This window comes from Campylobacter sp., assembly GCF_017646085.1.
GTDB lineage: Bacteria > Campylobacterota > Campylobacteria > Campylobacterales > Campylobacteraceae > Campylobacter.
Window position 1 is genome coordinate 1 of record NZ_JAGCNF010000019.1, and the last position, 21,053, is coordinate 21,053.

Here is a 21,053-nt window from a genome sequence, read left to right on the forward strand (position 1 = left end):
GACTTGGGTATTTGATAATTTTTATAGTGGGATTTGGATTAGAATTGGTGAAATATTAAAATATTATGGGGGTGTAATTAAATTTGTGTGTTTTAGAATATTTAGTAGGTTGGTTAGAGGATAAGAGTGAATTTAATGGTTTGGGTTTATAGATAATTTTAGGTTTTAGCATTAGAGTCACCCTAGCAAGATTGGGTTGCGCTAGGGTGAGTATAGCATTTATCTATATCTTAATGCTGCTTGATGAATTTGCCATAAAGCATTTTCTAGTGCTAGATTCATAGCACTCATTGCAATATTTTCACTGCTCGTAGCATTATTTAAATCATCAAAGCTTTTTTTAGCACTAATTATCTCATTTGCTATTACCTTGCCATTTTGGCTTAGCTCTAGTGCAATCTGAATAAATGCATATCTTGGTTGAATACTCATTTCAGTAATATTTAATCCCATTTGCAAACTTGCATCACTGCTTAATTTTAAATAGCAATTGCTATTTAAATATAATACAAGTGCTTTTTTTAACATATCTTTGGGGCTAGCGATATATTTTGCATTATTCATTTTTGATACATTTATACCATCTTTTGTAATAATATCACGACTATTGTAACCATCTTGTACTTTGATATAGGCCAAATTTAGCATTAAATCAGCTCTTCTATCACAAATTTGAGTTGCATTACTATCGTTATTATATCCCAACTCATAATAGCTTAATTTTGGCGCATCTTTGGCTAAACAACCAGACATTAATACGCCAAAAATCACTGCTAAAATAGTGCTTTTAATCTCTATTTTTAAAGAAAAATTCATAAGGATTATCCTCCAAATTATTTAGATTATTTTTTATTTGTTCTGCTAAATCATTTAGTTCATCTATGCTTTGCTGCGCAGAATTAATAGTTGGTGCTAGCATAGTTTTAAAATCGATCTGGCCACTATTTATACGCTTATCGATATTATTCCATGCTGTATTTATATTGTTTATAGCTTTATCCAAATTTGCTGCTAGCTTATCTAAATCTGCTCTATTTAAATCTTGAGAAACAACATGTAAATTATCGATAATTCCATCGATTTTATCTAAATTTTTATCGCTTGCGATAACATTCATTAGCAAATTTATTTTATTGATTGAATTTATCAATTTATCTAAATTTTCTTGCCTTAAGGCTTCATCGATTTTACTAGCGATTTTATCTAAACTTACGGTTAAATTTGCCGTTCTTGAGCCTATTTTATCCAATAAACCCTCACCTAAGCTAATTTGAGCTCTTTCATTTTTATTAAAAATTCTAGCCGTATCGCTACCTTTAGTAATATTTATATGAGCAATTCCACTAATACCTGAGCGTTCTACAATGGCTTGACTATCAGTTTTAATAGGCAAATTCTCATCTATACTAAGCCAAATCTCAATCGTTGCTGAGCGTGGATCGCTAAAGTATATATCTCTTATATGCCCTACTGGCACACCTATAAATCGCACCTCGCCATCTTTTTTAATCCCATTTGGCAGCTCTTTTGTAACTATGTAGTAATCCCTTGTCTCCTTGCTATTATATCCTTGCATAAATAATAAAAATATTCCAATAAACCCTACAACTAAGCAAAAAAATAGTCCAGCTATAAAATATGAATTTTTATTTTCCATCTCCTACCTCATCAAAAATAGATCTTTTAGGGGATTATCTTTAAATGCTAAAGCCTGTTTTAAATCCCCTTCAAAAACGATACTTTTATTATCAACTATCAAAAACCTATCTAAAATTCCAAAAATACTATCTATATCGTGTGTTACCATTACTACAGTAATCCCAAGACTATCACGCAGCTCACATACTAATCTATCCATTGCTCTAGCACTGATAGGATCTAGACCAGAATTTGGCTCATCTAAAAATAAAACTTTAGGACTGAGCGCTAAAGCTCGAGCTAAAGCTACTCGTTTTTTCATTCCACCGCTTAACTCGCTAGGATATAGACTCATTGCATTTGGCTTAAGGCCTACTTTTATGAGCCACATTTTAGCAATCTCATCAATGTCGCTTGAATCAAATTTGCTATACTCTTTAAGCATAATTCCAATATTATCAAGTACATTCATATTGCTAAAAAGTGCACCAAACTGGAACATAACACCCATTTGCAGCTTAATATTTTGTTGTTCTTCTTGCGAGGCTCTCCAGATATCAACGCCGCCAATTTTTACACTACCACTAGCTGGTTTTTTTAAAAATATCATAGTTTTAAGTAGTGTAGTTTTACCACTTCCAGATCCACCTAAAAGGCCATAAATTTCACCACTTTTTATATGAAAATTTGCCCCATCGTGTATCACTTTGCCACCATAGGTAGTTACTATATCTTTACAAACTATCATATCTTAAGCTCTGTATAAATCACTGAAAATAGAGCATCTAACGCAATAATCCAAAATATAGCATTTACCACGCTTCTAGTAGTTAGCTCGCCTACACTGCTAGTGCTACCACTTACCTCAAATCCTCTCATACACCCAATCAGCCCTATAATTGCGCCAAAAAACGGCGTCTTAAGCATTCCAACAAAAAAATGCCTAAGTTCTACACTCTCTTTAAATCTTTGTAAATATTCATAAAAGCTAAAATCTAAATAAATCTTACATACAATCATCTGAGCAAAAATACTAATAGCATTAGCCAAAAATACTACTAGTGGTACAGCGATTATCAGCGCCATAATCCTAGGCATAACGATAAATTTAAATGGATCAAAGCCCATTGTATTCATCGCTTCAATCTCCTCAGTTATTTTCATAACTCCAATTTGCGCTGTATAACTAGACGCAGAGCGTCCAGCAATCACAATCGCAGCAATAAGCGGCCCAACCTCACGCAGCGTCATAATACCCATAATATCAACTACATAAATACTAGCTCCAAACTGACTAAGCATACTTGCCCCTTGATAGGCCAACACTACCCCAATTAAAAAACTTGTAAGCCCTACAATTCCTATAGCCCCAAAACCAGCGCTAACTATATGATTAGATAATTCAGCAAACCGAATTTTAGTAGGTTTTTTAATCCCATCTAAAAGTGAAAATAAAAACTGCCCCAAAAATATACAAAAATTAATAATATTTAGCCGCATATCAATAAGTATTTTGCCAATTTTCTCAAGTGAATTTATATTGCTTGGTTTGTAAATTTTTAGCCCCAAAATACTATTATCACGTACTAAAGCAAAGATTTTATCAAATTTATCATTTGAATTAATCAGATTAAAATCTCCAAAATTTTTTGAGATAAAAATTGCCATCGCATAATCAATATGCTCTAAATTTTCTAAATCTAGCTTCTCTATTTTTAGTTTTTTTAACTCTTTTAGTTGGGATTTTGGTGCTTTATAATCCCAAATTCCAACAAGCTTAAGAGTAGTTTTATCTAATTTAAATTTCCCCATTTTAATTGCTTTAAAATCTTAAATCAACCTACTGATCAAAAAGCCCTTTTTCAGACTCACTCATTATATGCACTGGTGGTGTTTTGCCAAACATTTTATAGGTTTGATCGCTTAAAATTCGCCCCTTTGCTGTTCTTTGAATATAACCATTACTTAATAAATATGGCTCGATCACATCCTCTATAGTACCCTCATCTTCGCTTAAAGCTGCAGCAATAGTAGAAAGCCCAAGCGCCCTAGTAGAATAGGCTAAGATATTTAGATATTTAAGATCCATCTCATCAAATCCTAGTTCATTTACCCCAAGGCTATCAAGCGCCATTTTAGCTCTTTGGCAACTAATACTACTCTCATCAGCCACATCAGCAAAATCCCGAATTCTTCTAAGTAACCTAAGCGCAATTCTAGGCGTTCCACGGCTACGCCTTGCTATCTCTAAGCTAGCCTCCTTATGTGAGCTTTTACCAAGCTTTTTAGCAGCTAGACTGATAATCTGCCCCAACTCATCAGCGCTATAAAACTGCAATCTAAACTGCATCCCAAAGCGATCACGAAGAGGCGCTGAGATCATTCCTGCTCTAGTTGTAGCTCCAATTAGAGTAAATTTAGGGATATCAATCTTTATAGTTTGCGCTGCTGGACCACTACCTATAATAATATCAAGCCTAAAATCCTCCATTGCAGAATATAAAACCTCTTCGATAGCTGGACTAAGGCGATGAATCTCATCAATAAAAAGCACATCGCCCTCTTCTAGATTGGTCAAAATTGCAGCTAGATCGCCACTTTTTTCTATCATTGGCGCTGAAGTTATCTTAATATTTGCTCCCATTTTTGAAGCAATTATATGCGCTAGTGTAGTCTTGCCAAGTCCTGGCGGTCCATAAAACAATGCGTGGTCTAAGCACTCGCCACGCTTTTTTGCTGCGGTTATAAATACTTCTAAATTTGCTTTAATCTTATCTTGACCTATATACTCCTCAAAGCTTGAAGGCCTTAGACTAACCTCATACTCAGCTTCAAAATTTACCCGCTCAATCTCTACAATCCTATCCAAATTCTAGTCCTATAACTCAAATTTATCAAATTTAGCGCCCATTTTTTCATAATAATACGCCCCGCCTCTAATCTCTTTTACATTTTTAAATCCGTGCTTTTGTAGCAACTTCATCGCATCTTTAGATCTATTTGCCGTAGCACACATAAGATAAAATTCATCATCTTTTTTAAAAATATTCTCCACAGAACTTACAAAAAGAGGATTAACCTTGCCACTTAAATTCGCATATGTAATCAAATGCGACCCCTCTAAAATCCCAAATTCTAGCCACTCACTAGGCAAGCGGATATCTATTATCTTACTATTTGCTATATTCATATTCTGCACTTGGAAATTTAATACTTCTTACATCATCAGCGTAATTTTTCATAGCTTCACGCACCATCTTTGCCCCATCCATATATCTTTTTACAAATTTAGGCTTAAACTCATCATAAAACCCAAACGCATCGCTCCACACTAATACCTGCCCATCGCAATCAGCCCCAGCACCAATGCCAATTGTAGGCACTTTCAGTGCTTGTGTAACTCTTTTACCAAGCTCGCTTGGCACGCCTTCTATTAATACCATTTTAGCTCCAGCTTTTTCAAGTGCTAAAGCATCTTCAATTATAGATTGCGCAGCTTCCTCATCTCTACCAGCGACTTTATATCCGCCCTCTTGGCGTGATAGCTGAGGCTTTAGCCCAATATGAGCAATAACAGCAATTCCATTTTGATTTAATAGACTTATTGTTTTTGCCATCTCCTTACCGCCTTCGATTTTAACAGCATCACAACAAGTATTTTTATAAATTTTTACCGCATTTTTTAAAGCAATCTTTGGTGTAATAGCAGAACCAAATGGCATATCTACAACCAAAAAGGCTCTTTTAGCACCTCTCTCAACAGCTTTTGCGTGATATATCATCTCATCAACACTAATACCTAAAGTCTCGCTAGAACCACCGAAACTCATATTTAGGCTATCACCGATTAAAATCATATCAGCAAACTCATCAAAAAGCCTTGCAAAAAGTGCATCATAAGCTGTGATCATTACGATTTTTTCTCTATTTTTCTTTGCGATTAGATCATCGATTTTTATTTTTTTCACTTTTTTCCTTTAAATTTTTGAAATATTTTACTAAATTTAACTTAAATTTTGTTACAATTTGACAAAAAGCAAAAGAGCAAATGATGGGTTTATTAAAACAGCTAGAAGCAGATTACGATCTAGACATTATCGAGGACTATTTAACACACTTTGGCGTGATGAATGGATTACTTGATAAGCTCATCGTAAATTTGGGTAGGAATGATGAATTTGATGCTAGTAGCTATGAGCTTAATAGAATTTTTCACAATATCAAAACTGCAAGCCAATACTTAGAACTAACCCCAGTAGTCAAACTAACTACGCTAGCTGAAGATATCACAGCAAAACTAAAATCTAAGCGTGGAACAGGAGTTACTGCATCAAATGAGCTTATTGACTGGTTACTTTTAGTTGCTGATCAGATGCAAGGCTACTTAGATGATATCGAAAACGATGAGATATATTTAAGAATTCTAAATCCTAAAATTATAGCTATTCCAAATGAAATTTTTAATTAATTTATTAGCTTTTAAGTCAAATTTGAATATCATTTACGGTTTTTACGGGGGTGACTTGGCTTCGACAGGAGTGGTTGGGTCACGGTGGCACGCAGCTTTGGGCATAGCTTATAAAGCCTAAATTAAAATTAAACGCAAATAACGTTAACTTTGCTCCTGCTTACGCTAAAGCTGCGTAAGTTCAGTTGAGCCTTGCTATTTGGTGATACTATCTATCCAGATTGGCGAGCAACCCTTTAGATAGTGTAGCTTTGCTGTTTGACGAGCAGTGAAGTGAAATTTAGTCTTAGCTTGGCTAATTGTTTTGGGAAGTGAGCAAGGCTAGGTGAATTTTTCACTTCTACTAAGCGTGTAGAGGCTGTGATGTGGCTGTTTTTGGACTGCGGTTCGATCCCGCACACCTCCACCATTTAATATCTTATATCTATTCAAATCCTTTTTTATTTATTCAATTTTATTGCCTATTTTTCATACTTGGAGAGAGTTTTCTAGTGCTGTTTTTTCTCAATTAATTTTAAAAAATATCATTAATTCTCAAAAAATTTTACTACTAATTAGGTCACTACTATTTTAATAAGTCACTATTAAAGGAGTTATTATGGCTAATATTTCAAAGGCTTGTTTGAGCGATAAAGATATCGAGCTTTTAAAAATCAGAGATAAAAGATATTTTGTTGTTATAGGAAATCCTAAAGAGCTTGAAATTTATATTAATCATAAAGGGAGCAAGGTTTTTTAGTTTGCTATTTATGATAAAAAAGATTGAATTAGGTAAAATAAGAATATAATAAAATCAAAATCTCAATATAAAAGGTTTTACTATATGGATAATATAAAAGATACTAAACAATTATATATTTTTGCTGGAGTGAATGGGAGTGGCAAAAGCACATTTTACATTAATCAGCTTTTAAAAAATGATTTTTATGGTTATAGAGTAAATAGCGATGAGTTAGCAAAGGAATTAGGTAATTACGAAAGCTCATACATACAAAATAAAGCAGGTAAATTAGCTATTGCTATGAGAAATAAATTTTTAAATAGTGGCGCCAGCTTTAATATGAAAATACAAATAAATACAAAATTGACTTATTGAGGTGATTTATACTTTATCTTAATTTAAATTTTCATTTCATTGCTTTTATTTTTGGATTTATTTATATTGTTTGGAGTAATTTGATCTATAGGTTTTGTCGGTTGATAAATATTTTGCTGATTTTTATCTCTTTGATTAATATTTTAGAATTTATGCTATTTTGAGCGTTATCTATATCTACTCTGTTGTCTGCTTGAGTTCTTTGATGGCTTGTATTTAGGCATCGCATATCTCTATAAAAACTTACAAAATGTATTTTACAAAATACTTATATTTAACTTAATCTATTGACATCATAAGAATATATGCTATATAATCCATCATAAAAATTTAAATATCCTATAAAACAGAAGTCTTAGAAAGGAAAATAGATGAATAAATATCCAGAAGTTCATAGCTTAGAAGAGAGCTTAGCTATACTTGATAAATATAAAGATGATTTAACTAAAGAGCAATATAGAGCTATAAAATCTACCGTTTGCGGACACGCTATTGAAAATATGTTTGCAAATGAAAGAGACATTATTGATATGATAAAAATTGCAAAAAATGAAAAAACAGCTGATGAAATAATCGCTGAATATAAAAAAGAATGGGGTGTAAGTGTTTAAATTTTTAGATGATGGTATCCCAGAAAATGATTTTGATAGACAGCTTTTAGATTCTAATTTGGTAGGTGCGATAAATTTAGTAGAACTAAATGAACGAGAAAGAGAAATTACATTAAAAAACAATTGGAGTTAGAACTTAATCCAATTAAAGGCAATTTTGACTATCAACATTTAAAAGATATACATAAAAAACTTTTTGAGGATATATATACATTTGCTAGTCTTGATAGAACTGATATTGGGCTAGATGGAGTATTTTTAAAAGGCAACCAACATTTTGTCCCAGGTAATGAATTAAAGAAATATTCTAAAATTAAATTTTTCTAAATATGATTTAAATAGCATACAATATGCTTTTGCTTTAAATTCTTTCAACCTAGATAGAACGGCTAAAATTTTCAAGATATATCTATGCTTAGCGAGTTGATTAAAAATTCAGCTAGTGAAGGATATATAAAAGGAATTGATAACACATCTAAATTTGTTAAAAATACAATTAAATCAATAGCTAAAACAGTAGAAAGTTTACAACTTTATCGCCTGAAGTTCAAGCCTTTATGAGAAGCTTTATTCAAAGTTATTTTAAAGATGAAAATTTGCAAAAGCAACTGAATCTAAAATATTTAATAATGTCGCTCAAGAAAGCTATATGCAATCACAAGAAGCATACATTTCATTATTCCAAGATAAAACAAAATATAATACTATTATGCAAGTATTAGCAGATTATGTATATACTCAGATGAGAAAATAGCTATATTATTTAGCTATGATAGTTTAGGTAGCGATCTAGATGCGGTATATTCTTAATATACTGCATCTATTTTAAATTTGCATTATCAAAAGATAGCTTTAAGCTCAAAAGAGTTTAGATATTCAAATAATAAATTAAATAAAAATATATCGACTTTCAAGCCAAAATAATATAGATAATTAGAGATGAGATAAATATTAATCAAATTTGAATAATATGCTTTTTATTAAATAATACTGCTAAAAACTTAAAAAAGGATTTGGATAAAAATAAGAATTTCTTTAAGTGGCGGACAGAGAGGGATTTGAACCCTCGAAGCCCGATTAAGACTTGCACCCTTAGCAGGGGTGTGGTTTCAGCCGCTCACCCATCTGTCCTAAAAAGAACTGAAATTATACAAGCTTTTTACTTAAAAACTGCTTAAATATGCTCTAAAATCCTTTGAGCGATCTCTTTTGGACTATTTGCTTTATATATAGGCCTACCAACTACTATAAAATCAGCTTGATTTTGCACCGCAGTAGCTAGATCAGCTACTCTTTTTTGATCTGCATTATCCTCGCCAAATGGCCTAATACCTGGTGTTAAGGTTAAAAACTCTCTACTAGTAGCCTCTTTAATAGCCAAACTCTCATATACTGAGCAAACCATACCATCTAGGCCGCTTGCGTATGCCATTTGAGACATATTAACTACACTATTTTGAATATTAGAGTTATACACAGCTTTAAATCCGCTCTCATCAAAGCTAGTAAGAGCCGATACTGCCAATACTAGCGGCCTACTAGGCAAAGCATTCAATCTATCCATTACTGTTTTCATAGCTACTTCCCCAGCGCTAGCGTGGATATTTATCATATCAGCGCCAACTCTAGAGACTACCTCACAAGCATCAGCCATAGTATTTGGTATATCATAGATTTTAAGATCTAAAAAGATTTTAAAATCACTGATACTTTTTAACTCTTCTATAAATTTTGCCCCATCTCGAAGATAGGCTCTAAGCCCAACCTTTAGCCACAAATCAAGCCCTTTAAGCTCTTTAGCTAGAGTTAGGCATTCATCTTTTTTTGCCATATCTAAAGCAACGCAGAGTTTCACTTTTTATCCTTTGCAATAGCATCTAAAACGCCATTTATCAGTTTAATAGATGATTCGCTTGCTAATTCGCTTGCTAACATCACAGCCTCATTAATTGCAATAGCTGAATCTATATCGCTATATCTCATCTCATAAGCTCCAAGACGTAGAATTTGCCTTTCTACGCTGCCTATCTCGCTTATTTTCCACTTACCAAGATAGTTATCTAGCTGCTCATCAATGCTAGATAGATTATCCAAAATACCATTATATAAACTAATCGTAAAGCTCTTTTGATCGTTTCTTATCTTTTTTTCTTCTAAGAATTCATCACTAAAATGCTCCATCTCACTACCCATCTCTTGAGCATAGAGTAGGCTTACTACGCACTGTCTTACTTGATGTCTAGTAGCCATTTTATCCCTTTAAATTTTCATATAAATTAAGTAATTCAATCACCCCAGCCATCGCTTCAAAACCTTTATTTCCAGCTTTTGAACCAGCTCTTTCTATAGCTTGTTCTAGATTATCAACTGTTAATACACCAAAAGTTACTGGTTTAGCATATTTTAGCGTCATACTTGCTACGCCTTTGGTGGTTTCTGCGCTAACATAATCAAAGTGCGGAGTAGAACCACGAATAACAGCCCCAACACATACTACAGCATCAAATTTACCGCTTTCTAGAGCTTTTTGTAGAGCCATTGGTATCTCAAACGCACCAGGAACTAAGATCAAAGATAGATTTTCTTCCTTGCCGCCATGACGCAAAAATGCATCTTTTGCACCTTCTACAAGTCTATCAGTTATAATATGATTAAATCTAGCATTGATTATAGCTATTTTCTCATTTCCTTTTAGGGTTAAATTTCCTTCTATTATATTCATCGTAACTCCTTATATTAATTTTAACATTATTACACTAAAAATTATCAAAAATAGATAAACTCCTTTTTTTACACCTACCTTTTCACCATTAAATATTACTCCAACCCCAACAGCTCCAACAGCTCCAATTCCAGTCCAAACTGAGTAGGCTATTGACATTGGCAATACATTCATCGCAAAGCCAAGCAGGCTTAAAGATATTCCAAAAGTTACTACTATAAGTATAAAAAGTGCAATCTTTTTGATATTTTTACTTTTTGCCATTTGGTTTAAAAATACAACGCCTAAAACCTCGCAAACTCCAGCACCAAGAAGAGCAGCCGTATATATCACGTCTCACTCCTTTTAAGACCTAGAACACCAATAATAATAAGCAAAATAAATAAAATTCTAAGAAAACTAATGCTTTGATTATTAAAATAGTTTGTAACTATCTCAGCACCTACAATAAAAATTGTCCCAAATCCAATAAACATAGTATAGGCTACACTTGCGCTAAGATACTTAAAGCTCATCATAAATGCCCAAAAACTACAACAAACAAGCAAAGCAGTAGCAACCCACTCAAGTGGCGCATTAGCATACTTTAAACCATAGGCCCAACCAGCCTCAACGCTAGCTCCGCTAATGACCCAAAGGAAGCCTTTATTGTTCACCTAAGGCGTCCTTGATTTTTTTGATCTGTTCTATATTTGCCTTAAGAGCTTCAAGATTTAGCATATTTGGCCCATCACACATAGCCTCACATGGGTTAATATGAGTCTCATAAAAGAATCCATCCACGCCCACAGCAGCTGCAGCCCTAGCAAGATATGGTACAAATCTGCTATCTCCGCCACTTGTAGAACCATTAGCACTTGGCATTTGAACGCTATGAGTAGCATCAAACACAACTGGAGCAAACTCTCTCATAATAGGCAAGCTTCTCATATCTACAACTAAATTTCCATAGCCAAATGTAGAACCTCTTTCACATAAAAATACCCCATTTGCCTTAGCTACTTCATAACCAAACTCACTTACACCACGAGTTTCTAAGACTTTTTTGACGCTGTGTTTCATCGCATCAGGGCTTAGGAATTGACCTTTTTTAATATTTACCATTGCATCTGTTTTAGCTGCTGCTACAAGCAAATCAGTTTGACGACATAAAAACGCTGGTATCTGTAATGCATCGGCCACCTGAGCTACTGGGCTAGCTTGATAGCTTTCGTGGATATCTGTTAAGATTTTAAAGCCAAACTCACGCTTAACCTCATCTAAAATTTTTAAACCCTCATCAAGTCCTGGCCCTCTAAAGCTACTAATACTTGTTCGATTAGCTTTATCAAAACTAGATTTAAAATAAAAATCTATCCAATCTAAATTTGCAAATTCTCTAAGCTTACTAGCAACTTTAAATACCAAATCTCTACTCTCAATAACACAAGGTCCTGCTATTAATATCATTTTAATACCTTAAATTTTATTTTGGCTATGATTATACCCAAATATTGCTAAATTACCGCTCACGAGCAACTAAAATTCCAGCACCAATAATCATTCCAATACCTAAAAATGCCCACACATCAGGCAGGGCATCACCCAAAATTAACCCAAAAATCATACTAAATACTACATCGCTATAGCCTACAGCTGCTACAACGCCAGCTTTTTTACTTGCTGCGTAAGCTTTGGTTAGATAAATTTGAAATCCAGTGGCTAGTAATCCCATTACTATCACCATTACCCAGCTAGTTAAACTAGGCATAACAAATGGACTTATTAAAAAATCCAAATCTGGCTTATAATAAAAACTTCCTATAATCATAGACAATAAAGGAATAGCGCTCCCACATAGCATAAATGATAATACAATAGCACGAGTATCATAGTGCTTTCTAAGTCCTCTAATACTAGTATAAGCAAGAGCCGCACCAATCCCGCTAAGTAGTCCTATATACTCATCTTTACTTACGCCAAGAGTTGGTTCAATGATAAATAAAATTCCAATAAATCCAATAAAAATCGCAAACCAACCAAGGTAACTAAGCCTCTCTTTAAAAATAAAAGCAGCTAACAGTGCTGTAAAAATTGGACTAGTCTTAGAAAATGTAAAGGCTGTTGCAAGGTCTATATGAGCAATATTGTAAAAAAATGCATACAGCCCAATTGTCCCAATAATTCCACGAAAAGCAAGTAGCCAAAACTTGCCACCAGCTTGATGAAGCGGCCTTTTATAAATCATCCAAATTATTAGCCCAAGACCTATGATATTACGAAAAAAGACAATCTCAATAGAACTTAGCTCGCTACTTAAAATTTTAGATAACGCTCCAGTCCCAGCAAAAAGCAAAGAGGCAATAAGCATATAATATATACCTAAATGGCGAATTAAAAATCTGTTATATCTCATTTTTATTTTATATCCGGTTTTACTTTAAATTTTAAAATAAAATATTGGTTAAATTTCATTGAATTTAAGATCAATATCACAATCACTCATTAAACCCAATTTACCTTCGCACCTTACATGGATTACCATAAGCTATACTACCACTATCTATATCAGATACTACCACGCTACCAGCTCCAATAGTTATATCTGATTTGATTTTAATCCCTTGAATAATACTCGAACCAATCCCTATCCAAGTACGCTCACCAATACTTACACCGCCTGCTAAGACCACACCAGGGCAAATATGCGCAAAATTGCCGATTATGCAATCATGTTCTACTATAGCACCACTATTTATGATAACACCATCTCCAATTATGCTATTAGCATTGATAATAGCCCTAGGCATTACCACGCTGCCAGCACCAATTTTTACACTAGTGCTAATAATAGCGCTTGGGTGGATGAGTGTAGCTAACTCAAATCCACTTTCAACTACAAGCCTTTGAAGTCGCTCCCTAGCTATAGTATTGCCAATAGCTATGATTATAGGATATTTGGGCAATTTAGGGCTAAATTTCACTCCATTTGCATCATCTAAAAATATTAAATCATTATAACCATTAATACGAGCTATATCAGCTACAACTTTAGCGTGGCCACCATTTCCATAGATATACAGACTAGTTATTGCCACTAAATTTCTCCGTAGTTACCATACCATCTTTATTTATTCCATCTTTTTTTATCACCTTTTTAATGGTTAAAAAAGCAATTTTAATATCTAAATTTAGACTTAGATTATCAGCATAATATGTATCAAATTCAAATTTTTGCTTCCAGCTAATAGCATTTCTACCATTTACCTGCGCAAGGCCTGTAATTCCTGGACGGACATTATGGCGACGACTCTGTTCTTTAGAATATAGCGGCAAATACTCCACTAACAATGGTCGTGGTCCAATAAAGCTCATATCGCCTTTTAAAACATTAAAAAGCTGCGGAAGCTCATCTATACTAAGCGCTCTAATCCTCTTTCCAAATTCTCCAAGTCGAACCTCATCGCTAAGCAAATTACCATTTTCATCACGAGCATCGCTCATAGAGCGAAATTTATAAATTTTAAAAATTTTAGCATTTTTACCGGGTCGTGCTTGGGTAAATATTACAGGCGCTCCAAGATGTTTTTTAATTGCAAAATATGCCCACGCCATCACTGGTGCAGTTAAGATTATTAAAATTAACGCCCCTAAAATATCAAAAATCCGCTTAAAAAAATATCTATACACTCGCAATTTCCTTATAAAACTCAATATATTTTGCCGTAATTATCGGCTGGTTATAGTGTTTTAGTACAGTATTTCTAGCATTTTGCCCCATCTTTGTAGCTTCTTTTTCATCATCGAGCAACTTAGATATTTTTATAGCTAAATCATTAGCATCTCTAGCTTTACAAATTAAACCATGCAAACCATCAGTTATTGCTTCCTTACAGCCATCGCAATCACTTACAACTGATGGTTTTGCCATACTCATTGCCTCTAACACCGTACGTGGAAAACCCTCTTTATAACTTGGTAAAGTAAAGAGATAGCACGATGAGAGCATATTTGCTACCTTATCACTCCAGCCTATATGACGCACATATGGTGAGCGTAAAAAATCCTCATCTAGACTAGATGTATTACCTAAATCACTTGAACCTACAAATACAAACTCGCAATCTTTACGCCCACTTAAGATCTTAGCTGCTTCATAAAATTCCATCACCCCTTTATCTTTTAACGCTCTAGCTATCATTAAAACGATTTTCTTATCGCTTTTAAAATCATATGGCGTTACTTTTTGTGGGTCAAATTCACTTGCATCTACTCCTACACTTTTGATTCGTTTTATCTTGTTTTTTGGGATTAGATGATGGCTTAGCATATAGTTTGGATCTGAATCATTGACAAAAATCGTAGCCCTTGATAGTCTAAATGTGATAAAATATAGCCCTTCAATAACTGCTCTTATAATCTTACTTTTTAATGTATTGGATATATAAAAGCTACCTAATCCCTCTACTAAATTTATCACGCATTTTACGCCTGCTTGCTTAGCTGCAAGTGTCCCAAATACATTTGATTTATGTGCTGATGTTTGGAGCATATCTAAATTTAACCCGCTTAAAAGTCTAGCTAAATTTGCTGTATCTTTAAAAACTTTAAGAGGATTTAAACTAGCCTTATCAATATCATAATGCACTAGCTTAAACTCAGCACCAATAAGACTGCTATACTCTCCTTTTGGCGCAATAGCAATTACTTCATGTCCAAGCGCCTTTAATGCTCTCATTATTGGCAAACGAAAGTGATAAATACTCATATCCGAGTGAGATAAAAACCCTATTACCACGCTCTACCTTTTAAGTTTATATACTTTAGCCGCTGGATCTAAAATAATAGGCTCAAATGGTGTATCAGCGTAATTTTCTAGCACAAAAAGTTGAACATAGCTACTATTAAACATCTCCCTATCCATTATAACAAATCGCCCATAATCAACCATATAAATCAGATAAATATCAGCTAAATTATCTATATTATGAATAGTTTTATTTAACTTCATATTTTCATCATATTTAGTTTCAATATAACTATTTACCCTAAATTTTTGCCCACCTAGCTCAATATGTGTAGCATCATTTGAGATAATTATACCATTATCTAAAGCAATTCCATTTTGGGTTTGAGCAAAATTGGTCGCAATCACAAAAAATGGTTCAGCCCACTCCTTGCCATTTAGTAGATCAAGGCGACTAAATTTAGCTACAACTGGGAAAATTCCCATCATTCTATCAGGTAAGAAATAATATATATCACGACTCTTTAGAGGCGGACTAAAGGTCTCTTTTTTAATATCACTTAAAAATTCTCCAAGCTCGATATAGTTATAATCTTTTAAAATTTGCTCTAAATTCTTACCGCCAAAGTTTTGCGTATAGCCTTTTTCAGTATATTCAACCTCTAATCGTGCCATATTAGCAGAATTTAGCGGCGGCATAGTTAAAGCATAACTAACTGCATAGTTTTCTCTACCTAAATGCTTGCCCCCATCAATTAATGTTTTTGTATCGCTATAATATCTAATCGCATAACCATAATCCCACCATGCTAAGGTATAATCATCTCTTTTTGCAATCTTGCCAAGCTTATCTAAAACATTTACTTCAGTTTTAAATAGTACGCTTGATGGTTTGTAATAATATATATGAATAATAGATGGAATCAACGCTACTACTGTAATAATAAAAGCTATTAAATTTATCTTTGCTATTTTGGCTCTTTTGAGTAAATAATATAATAAATATCCAAATCCCATCGCCACAATCGGTACAGCATAAATCGTAAATCTTAGCCCACCTTTAAGTGCTAAAAAACCAAGACCAACCATTGGAATAGCTACTAAAAATATTCTAAATTTAAAGCACAGCAAAACATAGCCAATTACACCGGCAATAAACACACTCCAATGTCCGCTAATACGCTGAGTAAATAGATCTAAATCAATTCGCCCAGATTCCATAATTGTTTGATTAACATTATAAAAATAAAATGATACTGAACTACTATCACCAAGACTTCTAAATAGATAAAATTTAGCCTGAAACCATATCGGATTTATTCCACCAAATACAACAAATAGCGCCAAAACAGATACAAAAAGCCCAATCATAACCCTAACGCTAAGTAAATTTGCTCTAAAATAAATCAAGCCAAAAAGCGCTATAATTAGCCCCAATCTAACTACATAAGGCGCAGCAGTAATAGCTAAAATCATAAATAAAATCGCTTGATAATTCTTTAAATTTCTACGTTCTAAAACTACAGTATAAATAGCATAAAATAGCGTCATCGCCACACATAAAGTATAGCTAGATGGATACCACCAATTATATGCTAGCATCGAAAGCGAGATAATTAAAAAAGATACCAAATCGCCTTTAAAATGTAGTCTGATTATTCCCCAAATAGCAAAAAGAGGTAGTACAATTACTAACATATCAGTATCATAATACCCAGCCATCGTGCGATTATAATAACTATTTGCAATACTTGCTATTAAACTAGCAACAAAAAACGGCTTAGCATCCCCAAATTCTTTGCCTATTAAAATCATTGGCACTACAATAAGCGAGGCTAAAAATATGCTTAAATAGACCATAATAGTCTCTAAGCTAAATGGCAAAACCTTACAAAGCAAAAATGTCAATGTAGAAAGCGATGTGCCATAGTAGCTAAGATCATTTGACTGGTGAAATCCAGCTATCATATCTCTAGCGCCCTCAGCATAAGCATATCCATCATTTGTGCTAATCATCAGCTGATTATTCCAGATAAAATCGCTATAACCTCCAGCCCACAATACCCACTCCATACGGCATAACAAAGCAAAAAGGTAGGCAATTATTATAAATATTAAAATTTGATATCTATTTAGAAGTTGCATATATCTCCTCTAATTCATTTATAAGATTTTTAGCTATTATTTTTTTGTCAAATTCTTTAGCTCTTATGATAGCGTTTTTTTCATAAAATTTGACAAAATTTGGCTCATCAATAGCTCTTTGCATAGCTTTTTGTGTAGCATCTTGATCGCCTACAGGAACCAAATAACCCCACTCATTCTCCCCTATTAGCTCTTTTGCTCCACTTTTATGCTCACTTGTAATTACTAGCTTACCGCATGCTAAAGCCTCAATTAAAGCATTTGAAAACCCTTCAAAAAGACTCACAAATACAAATGCATAACATTTTGATATATATTTATATGGATTATTATCAAAGCCAGGTAAAAAGACTCTATCTTCTAAATTTAGCTCTTTTATTAGATTTTCAAGTCTAGAACGCAAAACACCATCACCTAAGATTATTAAAGATTTATCGCAATTTTTAAGTCCAGCATAGGCTCTAATTAAAAGTTCATGGTTTTTACCGCTATCAAGCCGCCCAACACTTAAGAAAAATTCTCCCTTAAATTCTATAGGTTCACTAGATTTACGAGCAATATCATCAAGATCAAGTGCGTTATATAGCACTCTCATTTTACGCTCATCAATGCCAAAATTATCCCGCAAATCAGCCAAATTGCCAAGACTATTTGGATAGATAAAATCACCTTTTGGATATAGCCATTTAAGTAAAAATTTACTAATCTTAGACTTTAGCGTATCATTAGCATACAGTACCGATGGTGTTGAACACTCATTTAGCACTAATGGGCGTTTATCTCCTAAAATTCTAGCTAAAGCTGCAACATAACAAGGGCGATTCATCCATACAAAGTGCAAATCCACACCAAGTGCTCGGCAAAGTCGCTTATATTTTAATGCCAAAAATGGTAATTTTGCAAATTTAATCAGTCCATTTTCAAAAGGCTTAGAATTCTCCAAATAATATATTTTAACATCATGCGGGATTGGGTAGGCTATGCGATCATTCATTAAAATTAGATAAATCTCATAACGCCCTACTAATTCACTAAGCAGATTTGACACCACACGCTCAGCTCCACCGCCAGCCATTGAATATATAAATACTGCTAATTTTTTCATTATTTTCCTTTTAATTTACCGATTAATTCACTCCATTGAGAGATAATATTTTTTGGAGTAAATTTAGTTAAATTTATATTTTTTACCAAATTTTCTTTTAAATTTGGATCGCTTAGAACTTCACTTATGCATTCACTTAGTGCCTTAGGACTAAAATCTTTAGCAATTAAAGCATCTTTTCTATGAGATAAAATCTCCATAGCTCCAGCTGTGGGTGTAGATATTCTAGCAACTTTATAAGCTGCAGCTTCATTTAACACATTACCAAAAGCCTCACTAAGGCTAGGCAAAACCAAAATCTCAGCCCTTTGATAGAGAGTCTCAACGCTCTTAATATGACCTAAAAATTCAATATTTAAATTTAAATTTTTAGCTAAATTTTCTAAATTTTGTCTTTGAGACCCCTCACCTGCAATAGCGATTTTATAATCTTTTAACAAATTTTTATCTACAAGAGCTAAAGCATTTAGATATAGCTCATAGCCTTTTACTGCTTCAAGCCTACCAACACTTAAAATAAGTTTCTCTTTTTTAGCTAAATTAACACCTAAATTTGATGAAATTTTAGCTAAGTTTTCAACCATAAATAGCGGATTATATATTATTTCACAATGCTTAACAAAACTATAATAATCTTTATCTCTTTTACTTAAGACTACTAATGCATCGCAAAATCTATAGCTAAAATTTCGAATTTTTCGCCAAATTTGAGAACTTAGCAAATCATAACTTACATGTTCAGTGGCTATAATTTTTTGCCCCATAAATGCTGTGGCAATTAACACATTTATATTAGTTTGATCCATAAAAGTGATTATAATATCAGGTTTTGCACTCTTTATATAGGATCTAATTTTTAAAAATTTACTAAATTTGCTTAACCAGCCTTTTTGATTATAAATATCTAAATGAGTAAGCTTACCACTAATTTTATAGTGATTTTGATTCTCTTCAAAGTAGATGGTCTCAATCTCATAATTTTTACTTAACTCATGGCTTAAAAGCTCTACTACACGCTCAGCTCCACCATTTCTAAGTGCAGAAATTACTAACATAATTTTCATTTTAACACTCTATTTATAAGATTTAACCACTCTTGAGTGATATTTTGAGGCATAAAACTAGCTCTATTTTTATAACCATTTTGAGCAATCTTAGCTCTTAAATTCTCATCTTGTATAGCCAAATTTAGCTTTTTAGCTAGACTTTGTGGGGTAAAATCGCTGCTTATTAGCCCATTTTTACCATCTTCTATTAATTCACATGCACCAACTGTAGGTGTAGCAATTCTAGCAACCTTATAAAAGCACGCCTCAATTAATACATTTCCTAATCCTTCGCTTCTTGAGCTTGAAACTATAATTTTAGCTCGCTTATAATAGCTTGATATATCGCTTACGCTTCCTTTAAATTTAACCCTATTACTTTCAAACTCGCTTTTAAATTTTTCAAACTCACTTCCATCTCCACAAATCTCCACACTAAAATCTCCAATATTGCAAAATTTAAGTGAATTTAAAAATATATCGCACCCTTTTACACTCTCAAGTCTACCAACAAAAATTATTAAATTTTCTTTTTTACTTTCATCAAAATCAGCACCAACCTCTCCAAAAAATGGATTATAAATCACTGCACGATTTTTGACATATTTATAATATTCATAATCGTTTTTGCTCAAAAGTGATAAAGCATCACAAAATGGATATAGTAATCTTTTAGCCACTCTCCACTTTAAAGATAAAAAGCTATGTTCGCTATGTTCTGATATTATTAGCCGCTGTTTTAAGCCTAAATTTGCCATTAAACATAATAAATTTGTACTATCCATAAAGCTAATTATAAGATCAAACTCACCACTTTTAAAAATCTTACGCAATACAAAAATCTTGCTAATTACTCTTTTGAGATTACCTAAAATACCGCTATTTTGTAAGCTTAGGCTTACTACACGCACTTGCTCATCAATTTCATAAAATGGCGCCTTGCTATCAAATTTAAAAATAGTTATTTCATGCTTAGAACTTAAATTATTTGCTAAAACACTTAGCACCCGTTCTGCCCCACCAAATCCAAGCGTAGAAATCACAAATCCAATCTTCAAAAACGCCCCCTAATTTTAGCTATAAATATCGCCCTTTGTGCTGAATTAAATATCATAACAAACCCTACTAAATAACCAAGCCCGCTCATCAAAGTACAACAGAGTAAAAACTCTAGCCAATTAGTTACACTTAACATATTTGAAATAGGGTAAATTATTCCAGTAATTAAAGCAAAAACAACAAGACATTTTATATAGATTGGATAAAATGTACTTAGTTTTAGTCCCAAATTTGCCCCAGCATTTGCAATATCAAACAGACTAATCTTAAGCGCAATTCCAATGGTTATTGTAGTTGCTATCTCTTTGAGTCCAAACTCAAAAAAACTAAGCCCAATAAGTTGTATACAAAATACGCAAACAGCCATAAATAGCGTTACAAGTGCTGGTTTTTTAAGTCTATCAGTGATCAAATTTATACTAATTAATGGACGAGAA

Annotated in this window: 26 protein-coding genes, 1 tRNA gene, 1 other RNA gene and 2 pseudogenes; 6 read left to right on the top strand and 24 right to left on the bottom strand. The window is 33.2% G+C overall.

The window, feature by feature from the left end:
- Window positions 1-219: 219 nt before the first annotated feature.
- The 7 genes from J6V67_RS00885 to panB are packed head-to-tail and all read right to left on the bottom strand — an operon-like array spanning window position 220 to window position 5,606.
- Window positions 220-816 carry a hypothetical protein gene (locus J6V67_RS00885; RefSeq protein ID WP_291857344.1) on the bottom strand — a complete coding sequence of 199 codons (597 nt, stop codon included), beginning with the start codon at window positions 814-816 and terminating at the stop codon, window positions 220-222.
- Complete coding sequence (locus tag J6V67_RS00890) at window positions 788-1,657, bottom strand: MlaD family protein (protein ID WP_291857347.1); 870 nt, start codon at window positions 1,655-1,657, stop codon at window positions 788-790. The genes J6V67_RS00885 and J6V67_RS00890 overlap by 29 nt, the downstream gene beginning before the upstream one ends.
- A 3-nt stretch (window positions 1,658-1,660) precedes the next feature.
- The gene (locus J6V67_RS00895) at window positions 1,661-2,386 is read right to left on the bottom strand and encodes an ABC transporter ATP-binding protein (RefSeq protein WP_291857348.1); all 726 of its coding nucleotides are present in this window, start codon (window positions 2,384-2,386) and stop codon (window positions 1,661-1,663) included.
- On the bottom strand, window positions 2,383-3,456 hold the full coding sequence (locus J6V67_RS00900; RefSeq protein WP_291857392.1) for an ABC transporter permease: 1,074 nt from the start codon (window positions 3,454-3,456) through the stop codon (window positions 2,383-2,385). The genes J6V67_RS00895 and J6V67_RS00900 overlap by 4 nt, the downstream gene beginning before the upstream one ends.
- A gap of 22 nt (window positions 3,457-3,478) precedes the next feature.
- Window positions 3,479-4,507 carry a Holliday junction branch migration DNA helicase RuvB gene (gene ruvB / locus J6V67_RS00905; RefSeq protein WP_291857350.1) on the bottom strand — a complete coding sequence of 343 codons (1,029 nt, stop codon included), beginning with the start codon at window positions 4,505-4,507 and terminating at the stop codon, window positions 3,479-3,481.
- Between the two features lie 9 nt (window positions 4,508-4,516).
- Entirely contained in the window at window positions 4,517-4,828 is a 312-nt protein-coding gene (locus J6V67_RS00910) for a rhodanese-like domain-containing protein (RefSeq protein ID WP_291857352.1), read from the bottom strand.
- Window positions 4,812-5,606 carry a 3-methyl-2-oxobutanoate hydroxymethyltransferase gene (gene panB / locus J6V67_RS00915; RefSeq protein ID WP_291857354.1) on the bottom strand — a complete coding sequence of 265 codons (795 nt, stop codon included), beginning with the start codon at window positions 5,604-5,606 and terminating at the stop codon, window positions 4,812-4,814. The genes J6V67_RS00910 and panB overlap by 17 nt, the downstream gene beginning before the upstream one ends.
- Before the next feature lie 83 nt (window positions 5,607-5,689).
- Here panB and J6V67_RS00920 point away from each other — a divergent pair, with 83 nt between their 5' ends.
- The 4 genes from J6V67_RS00920 to J6V67_RS00935 all read left to right on the top strand — a co-directional run bounded on the left by J6V67_RS00920 (window position 5,690) and on the right by J6V67_RS00935 (window position 7,202).
- Window positions 5,690-6,106: a phosphorelay protein gene (locus tag J6V67_RS00920; protein WP_291857356.1), complete on the top strand. Its 417-nt coding sequence runs from the start codon at window positions 5,690-5,692 to the stop codon at window positions 6,104-6,106.
- 46 nt (window positions 6,107-6,152) lie between these two features.
- Window positions 6,153-6,515: a transfer-messenger RNA gene (gene ssrA / locus J6V67_RS00925) on the top strand.
- Between the two features lie 189 nt (window positions 6,516-6,704).
- Window positions 6,705-6,845: a hypothetical protein gene (locus tag J6V67_RS00930; RefSeq protein ID WP_291857358.1), complete on the top strand. Its 141-nt coding sequence runs from the start codon at window positions 6,705-6,707 to the stop codon at window positions 6,843-6,845.
- Window positions 6,846-6,929: 84 nt separating this feature from the next.
- Window positions 6,930-7,202, top strand: a complete 273-nt coding sequence (locus tag J6V67_RS00935) for an AAA family ATPase (protein ID WP_291857359.1) — start codon at window positions 6,930-6,932, stop codon at window positions 7,200-7,202.
- Window positions 7,203-7,287: 85 nt separating this feature from the next.
- Here J6V67_RS00935 and J6V67_RS00940 read toward each other — a convergent pair whose 3' ends face one another.
- Window positions 7,288-7,431 (bottom strand): hypothetical protein, encoded by a 144-nt coding sequence (locus J6V67_RS00940; protein ID WP_291857361.1) that lies wholly within the window; start codon window positions 7,429-7,431, stop codon window positions 7,288-7,290.
- A 142-nt stretch (window positions 7,432-7,573) separates the two neighbouring features.
- On the opposite strand from J6V67_RS00940, the gene J6V67_RS00945 reads away from it, so the two are divergent.
- Together J6V67_RS00945 and J6V67_RS00950 are read left to right on the top strand one after the other, a co-directional pair.
- Window positions 7,574-7,813, top strand: a complete 240-nt coding sequence (locus J6V67_RS00945) for a hypothetical protein (protein ID WP_291857363.1) — start codon at window positions 7,574-7,576, stop codon at window positions 7,811-7,813.
- Window positions 7,806-8,128 (top strand): annotated as a pseudogene (locus J6V67_RS00950) (cell filamentation protein Fic); the annotation flags it as partial. The gene J6V67_RS00945 and the pseudogene J6V67_RS00950, both read left to right, overlap by 8 nt.
- Window positions 8,129-8,853: 725 nt before the next feature.
- Here the strand turns inward: J6V67_RS00950 and J6V67_RS00955 are convergent.
- The 16 genes and pseudogenes from J6V67_RS00955 to J6V67_RS01030 form a co-directional block, all read right to left on the bottom strand.
- A tRNA-Ser gene (locus tag J6V67_RS00955) sits at window positions 8,854-8,944 on the bottom strand.
- A gap of 43 nt (window positions 8,945-8,987) precedes the next feature.
- Complete coding sequence (gene pyrF / locus J6V67_RS00960; RefSeq protein ID WP_291857365.1) at window positions 8,988-9,668, bottom strand: orotidine-5'-phosphate decarboxylase; 681 nt, start codon at window positions 9,666-9,668, stop codon at window positions 8,988-8,990.
- Window positions 9,665-10,063: a transcription antitermination factor NusB gene (gene nusB / locus J6V67_RS00965; RefSeq protein ID WP_291857367.1), complete on the bottom strand. Its 399-nt coding sequence runs from the start codon at window positions 10,061-10,063 to the stop codon at window positions 9,665-9,667. Before nusB ends, pyrF begins: the two co-directional genes overlap by 4 nt.
- Window position 10,064: 1 nt before the next feature.
- Complete coding sequence (gene ribH / locus J6V67_RS00970; protein ID WP_291857369.1) at window positions 10,065-10,535, bottom strand: 6,7-dimethyl-8-ribityllumazine synthase; 471 nt, start codon at window positions 10,533-10,535, stop codon at window positions 10,065-10,067.
- 9 nt (window positions 10,536-10,544) lie between these two features.
- The gene (locus J6V67_RS00975) at window positions 10,545-10,868 is read right to left on the bottom strand and encodes a multidrug efflux SMR transporter (protein ID WP_291857371.1); all 324 of its coding nucleotides are present in this window, start codon (window positions 10,866-10,868) and stop codon (window positions 10,545-10,547) included.
- Window positions 10,865-11,191, bottom strand: coding sequence for a multidrug efflux SMR transporter (locus J6V67_RS00980; protein WP_291857373.1), 327 nt, complete (start codon window positions 11,189-11,191; stop codon window positions 10,865-10,867). The genes J6V67_RS00975 and J6V67_RS00980 overlap by 4 nt, the downstream gene beginning before the upstream one ends.
- On the bottom strand, window positions 11,181-11,984 hold the full coding sequence (kdsA, locus tag J6V67_RS00985) for a 3-deoxy-8-phosphooctulonate synthase (protein ID WP_291857375.1): 804 nt from the start codon (window positions 11,982-11,984) through the stop codon (window positions 11,181-11,183). The genes J6V67_RS00980 and kdsA overlap by 11 nt, the downstream gene beginning before the upstream one ends.
- A gap of 52 nt (window positions 11,985-12,036) precedes the next feature.
- The gene (locus tag J6V67_RS00990) at window positions 12,037-12,930 is read right to left on the bottom strand and encodes a DMT family transporter (protein WP_291857376.1); all 894 of its coding nucleotides are present in this window, start codon (window positions 12,928-12,930) and stop codon (window positions 12,037-12,039) included.
- A 100-nt stretch (window positions 12,931-13,030) separates the two neighbouring features.
- Entirely contained in the window at window positions 13,031-13,612 is a 582-nt protein-coding gene (gene pglD / locus J6V67_RS00995; protein ID WP_291857378.1) for a UDP-N-acetylbacillosamine N-acetyltransferase, read from the bottom strand.
- The gene (gene pglC / locus J6V67_RS01000; protein ID WP_291857380.1) at window positions 13,599-14,204 is read right to left on the bottom strand and encodes an undecaprenyl phosphate N,N'-diacetylbacillosamine 1-phosphate transferase; all 606 of its coding nucleotides are present in this window, start codon (window positions 14,202-14,204) and stop codon (window positions 13,599-13,601) included. Before pglC ends, pglD begins: the two co-directional genes overlap by 14 nt.
- Window positions 14,197-15,312 carry a N,N'-diacetylbacillosaminyl-diphospho-undecaprenol alpha-1,3-N-acetylgalactosaminyltransferase gene (gene pglA, locus J6V67_RS01005; RefSeq protein ID WP_291857382.1) on the bottom strand — a complete coding sequence of 372 codons (1,116 nt, stop codon included), beginning with the start codon at window positions 15,310-15,312 and terminating at the stop codon, window positions 14,197-14,199. The genes pglC and pglA overlap by 8 nt, the downstream gene beginning before the upstream one ends.
- Window positions 15,313-15,315: 3 nt before the next feature.
- Complete coding sequence (locus J6V67_RS01010; protein ID WP_291857384.1) at window positions 15,316-17,406, bottom strand: STT3 domain-containing protein; 2,091 nt, start codon at window positions 17,404-17,406, stop codon at window positions 15,316-15,318.
- Window positions 17,390-18,511, bottom strand: a complete 1,122-nt coding sequence (locus J6V67_RS01015) for a glycosyltransferase (protein ID WP_291857386.1) — start codon at window positions 18,509-18,511, stop codon at window positions 17,390-17,392. Before J6V67_RS01015 ends, J6V67_RS01010 begins: the two co-directional genes overlap by 17 nt.
- A complete protein-coding gene (locus J6V67_RS01020) occupies window positions 18,511-19,575 on the bottom strand; it encodes a glycosyltransferase (RefSeq protein WP_291857388.1) in 1,065 nt (354 codons plus the stop codon). Before J6V67_RS01020 ends, J6V67_RS01015 begins: the two co-directional genes overlap by 1 nt.
- Window positions 19,572-20,615 carry a glycosyltransferase gene (locus tag J6V67_RS01025; RefSeq protein ID WP_291857390.1) on the bottom strand — a complete coding sequence of 348 codons (1,044 nt, stop codon included), beginning with the start codon at window positions 20,613-20,615 and terminating at the stop codon, window positions 19,572-19,574. Before J6V67_RS01025 ends, J6V67_RS01020 begins: the two co-directional genes overlap by 4 nt.
- A pseudogene (locus J6V67_RS01030) lies at window positions 20,612-21,053 on the bottom strand (hypothetical protein); the annotation flags it as partial. The pseudogene J6V67_RS01030 and the gene J6V67_RS01025, both read right to left, overlap by 4 nt.